General features: G+C 74.2%; 5 protein-coding genes and 1 pseudogene. 1 reads left to right on the forward strand and 5 read right to left on the reverse strand.

All coding sequences use genetic code 11. The features are described from left to right. On the forward strand, positions 1-722 hold a 722-nt coding region (locus tag AB0O00_RS32480; protein WP_363657909.1), incomplete at its 5' end, for a hypothetical protein. Here AB0O00_RS32480 and AB0O00_RS32485 read toward each other — a convergent pair. The 5 genes and pseudogenes from AB0O00_RS32485 to AB0O00_RS32505 all read right to left on the reverse strand — a co-directional run. Further along, the gene (locus tag AB0O00_RS32485) at positions 719-1,051 is read right to left on the reverse strand and encodes a hypothetical protein (RefSeq protein ID WP_363657911.1); all 333 of its coding nucleotides are present in this window, start codon (positions 1,049-1,051) and stop codon (positions 719-721) included. The genes AB0O00_RS32480 and AB0O00_RS32485 overlap by 4 nt on opposite strands. Positions 1,052-1,183: 132 nt before the next feature. Continuing rightward, positions 1,184-1,351 (reverse strand): hypothetical protein, encoded by a 168-nt coding sequence (locus AB0O00_RS32490; protein ID WP_363657913.1) that lies wholly within the window; start codon positions 1,349-1,351, stop codon positions 1,184-1,186. Between the two features lie 137 nt (positions 1,352-1,488). After that, positions 1,489-2,703, reverse strand: coding sequence for a cytochrome P450 (locus tag AB0O00_RS32495; RefSeq protein ID WP_363657915.1), 1,215 nt, complete (start codon positions 2,701-2,703; stop codon positions 1,489-1,491). Between the two features lie 65 nt (positions 2,704-2,768). Further along, positions 2,769-3,062, reverse strand: a complete 294-nt coding sequence (locus AB0O00_RS32500) for a ferredoxin (RefSeq protein WP_363657917.1) — start codon at positions 3,060-3,062, stop codon at positions 2,769-2,771. Positions 3,063-3,247: 185 nt separating this feature from the next. Then, positions 3,248-3,688, reverse strand: a pseudogene (locus AB0O00_RS32505) (ATP-dependent DNA ligase); the annotation flags it as partial.

Here is a 3,688-nt window from a genome sequence, read left to right on the forward strand (position 1 = left end):
GGCAGGTCGCCGAGTACCGGGCCCGGGGCGGCCGTGGCCAGGCCCTGGTGCGCGGTGTCGCCCGGCGCCTGGGCACCGGCGGCCGGGCCGCCGCCAAGGGCGCCGCGCTCGGCGGCCGGGCGCTCACCGAGCAGCTCGTTCGGGCCGCGCCGCGCATCCCGGTCCGCAGCCTGGCCGCACTGCGCGCCCAGCACCCCGGCGCCGCCGACCCCGAACGGCTCGCCGACCTGCTGGTCCTCGGCGCCACCCGGGCGTCGGGCGCGCTCGGCGCGGGCGTCGGCGCGGCGGCGATGCTGCCGGTGCCGCCCGCGATGGCGGTGGAGATCGCGGCCGAGACGCTCGCCGTGGCCGCCGTGGAGGTCAAGCTGATCGCCGAGCTGCACGAGGTCTACGGCGTCCCGGCGACCGGGAGCGCCACCCAGCGCGCCACCGCCTACCTCTCCGCGTGGGCCAACCGCAGGGGCGTCGACGCGACCCTGCTGGCCCGCCCGGCCGGCTTCGCCACGCTGGCGCTGGGCGCCGAGGTGCGCCGGCAGGTCCGGCGCCGGCTGACCGGCAGCTCGCTGCGCCGCCTGCCGTCGGTGACGCCGCTGCTGGTCGGCGCGGGCATCGGCGCCACGGTCAACCGCCGCGACACCCGCCGGCTGGCCGGCGAGGTCCGGGAGGACCTGCGCCGGCGCCGGCCTGCGGATCCGTCCTACTGGGACACCGCGGCCCGCTAGCCCGCGGGTGGCGCCGCCGCGCCGCGGCCGGCCTTGACGCCGTTGACCATCGCCTGGTGGATCGCCCGCGCGGTGGTCTCGTCCGCCGCCGGGACGGGGCTGCCGGACACCGTGTACCAGTCCAGCGCGCCGGTGTACTGGACGGTCAGCCGGGCCTCGCCGTCGACCCACGTGGTGTGCACGGTGAGGTCGCCGGAGATCGGTCCGACCTCGGCGGTGGTGACCCCGCCGGGCCCGCTGATGATCGACTGCGTGGTCCAGGTCGCCCACGACGCGCGCGGGTCCGCGGGCGGCTGGACTTGCCCGCCACCTTGATTGTGCTCGGTCATGCGCCTATCCTCCCCCGCCGGTCGGCCGCCCGTCCGGGAGCGACACCAGCGGTAGCCGGAGGCCGCCCGGGGCGCCCGGGCGGCCTCGTCCGTCAACTGGTCAACTGGTCAGCAGCTCGACTGATCAGCTGGTCAGCTGCTGCTCGTGTCGTTCTCGTCCAGCATGGGTTCGCCTTCCGCCCGGGACTCGTCCTGCGCGTGAAGGTTCTGCATCGAGGTGATGCCTTCTTCGGGGTCCGCGGCGCGGACGTCCTCGTCGGTATCGGTGCTCACCTCGGACCGGGCGCTCATGTCGGTCATCTGCGGGCTCCGTCTCCTCGGCCGGTCCGGGCACGCCCGTGCCGGGGCGCGGCAGGCCGGGGTCTGTCGTTCGCCCTTCCAGCCTGCCTCCGCCCCGGCCCGGAGGCCAGCCGGGTCGGCGTCGGAGCCGCCTTCCGTCACCAGGTGACGGGCAGCGACTTCAGTCCGTAGATGATGTTCTCGGAGCGGAACCGCAGCTCGCTCTCCGGCACCGCGAGCCGTAGGCCGGGCAGCCGGCGGAACAGGGTGGCGAGCGCGATCTGCAGCTCGGCGCGGGCGAGCGGCTGGCCGAGGCACTGGTGGACGCCGAAGCCGAAGGCCAGGTGGCGCCGGGCGTCCCGGTCGAGGTCTACCTCGTCGGGGGAGGTCCGGTCCGCGCCGCCGAACATCCGCTCGTCCCGGTTGGCGGTGGAGAGCATCGCGAAGACGCCGTCCCCGGCCCGGATGAGCGTGCCGTCCAGCTCGACGTCCTCGACCGCCACGCGCGGCAGGCCGGTGTGGACGATCGTGGTGTGGCGCAGCAGTTCCTCGACCGCACCGGGCACGGCGGCCGGGTCGGCGAGCTTCGCGACCTGCTCGGGCTGCCGGAGCAGCAGCACGGTGGACAGCCCGATCATGTTGGCGGTGGTCTCGTGGCCGGCGATCAGGAGTAGCACGCCGGTGGAGGCGATCTCGCGCAGAGTGAGGTCGTCCCGGGCGGCGAGGCGGCTGAGGATGTCCTCGGCCGGGTGCTCCTTCTTGTGGGCGGCGAGCCCGCCGAGGTAGTCGAGGATCTCGTCGTTGGCGCGGGCGATCTCGTCCTTGGGGGCGAAGGTGTTAAGCAGCGTCGCGCTGAGGGCCTGGAACATCTCGCGGTCCTCGTAGGGGACTCCGAGCAGCAGGCAGATCACCAGCGAGGGTACCGGCAGGGCGAACGCGCCGACCAGGTCGGCCTCGGTGACGCCGTCGGTCATCCGGTCGAGGGCGTCGTCGACGATCTGCTGGATCTCGGGCCGCATCGCCTCGACCCGCTTGACCAGGAAGTCCCCGGTGACCATGCGGCGCAGCCGGGCGTGCTCCGGGTCGTCGAGGCGGATGAACGCCGGGTTCTCGGCGATGAGTTCGCGGCGTTCGGGGGTGAACAGCGGGAAGGTGGGGTGGCGGGCGTCGGCGCTGAAGCGGTGGTCCGACAGCACGGTGCGCACGTCGGCGTAGCCGGTCACCAGCCAGATGGGGGTGCCGTCGGGCAGGGCGGCGCGGCTGACGGAGCCGGTGCGGGCGGCGTCGGTGTAGGCGGGCGGCGGGCTGAACGGGCAGCGCATGTCGTGCGGGGCGGGCACCACGGGGGTGGTGGGCGCGGGCGTGGTCGTCACGGTGGTACTCCTCGGCGTCGCGGTGGGGATCTCCTGGTGGGGTCGGGTGAGACGCAGGCGCTGGGCTAACTCCCGGTGGTGGCCGGGCCGTCGGCCGGGGCGGTGCCCCCGCTGACGGTGTCCTGGGTGAGGCTGCCACCGGTGACGCGGTCCTCGGTGACGCGGTCCTCGGTGACGGTGATCGCGCCGCACGGGCAGAGTTCGGCGGCGAGTCTGAGGTCGGGGTACTCGTCGGGCCGGAAGGCCGTCCGACGGAGTCTCACCAGGCTGTCGTGGTCGTCCTGGTCGAAGATCTCCGGGGCGTTCGAGACGCACAGGCCGGAGCTGCAGCAGCGGTCCCGGTCGACGCTCACCTTCATGGGCGCTTCCTCCTGCACTCGTTGCTCGTTGTCATTGCCAACCTAACCCCGTGGTGCGGCGCACACGGAGGGTGTCGTGGCGGGTTTGCGCAGATTGGCCGATTCGGTCCGGGACGGAACGACCTTTGGCAGCAAGAGGTTTGAATTGACGTCAGTTTGTCAAGGGTGGCTCGGCGCGACCCTCCTCACAGGCCTTCGGCGGCCGCGATCTCCCGGACGGCGGCGATGGTGTCGGCCTCGGCCGCGTCCTTGTCCGGCCGGTAGCGCACCACCCGGGCGAAGCGCAGGGCCAGGCCGGCGGGGTAGCGGGGGCTGCGCTGGACGCCGTCGAAGGCGATCTCCACGACGAGTTCGGGACGGACCCGCACCGTCCAGTCGTCCCGGTCGGTTTCCCGGGCCAGGAGTTCGGCGGTCTGCCAGGCCAGCGTCTCGTCGGTGAGGCCCTTGAAGGTCTTGCCGAGCATCACCCACGGGCCGAGCCCGGGCTCGCCGGCCGCCCGGGCGCCCAGGTGGAGGTTGCTGAGCCGGCCCCGGCGCCGGCCGCTGCCCCACTCGGCGGCCAGCACGACGAGGTCCAGGGTGTGCCGGGGCTTGACCTTGATCCAGCCCGCGCCGCGCCGGCCGGC

Source organism: Kitasatospora sp. NPDC093558, assembly GCF_040683475.1.
Classification (GTDB): Bacteria; Actinomycetota; Actinomycetes; order Streptomycetales; family Streptomycetaceae; genus Kitasatospora.

Coding starts and splice junctions, on each gene's coding strand:
- AB0O00_RS32485 (WP_363657911.1), bottom strand. CDS start 1,051: ATGACCGAGCACAATCAAGGTGGCGGGCAAGTCCAGCCGCCCGCGGAC.
- AB0O00_RS32490 (WP_363657913.1), bottom strand. CDS start 1,351: ATGACCGACATGAGCGCCCGGTCCGAGGTGAGCACCGATACCGACGAG.
- AB0O00_RS32500 (WP_363657917.1), bottom strand. CDS start 3,062: ATGAAGGTGAGCGTCGACCGGGACCGCTGCTGCAGCTCCGGCCTGTGC.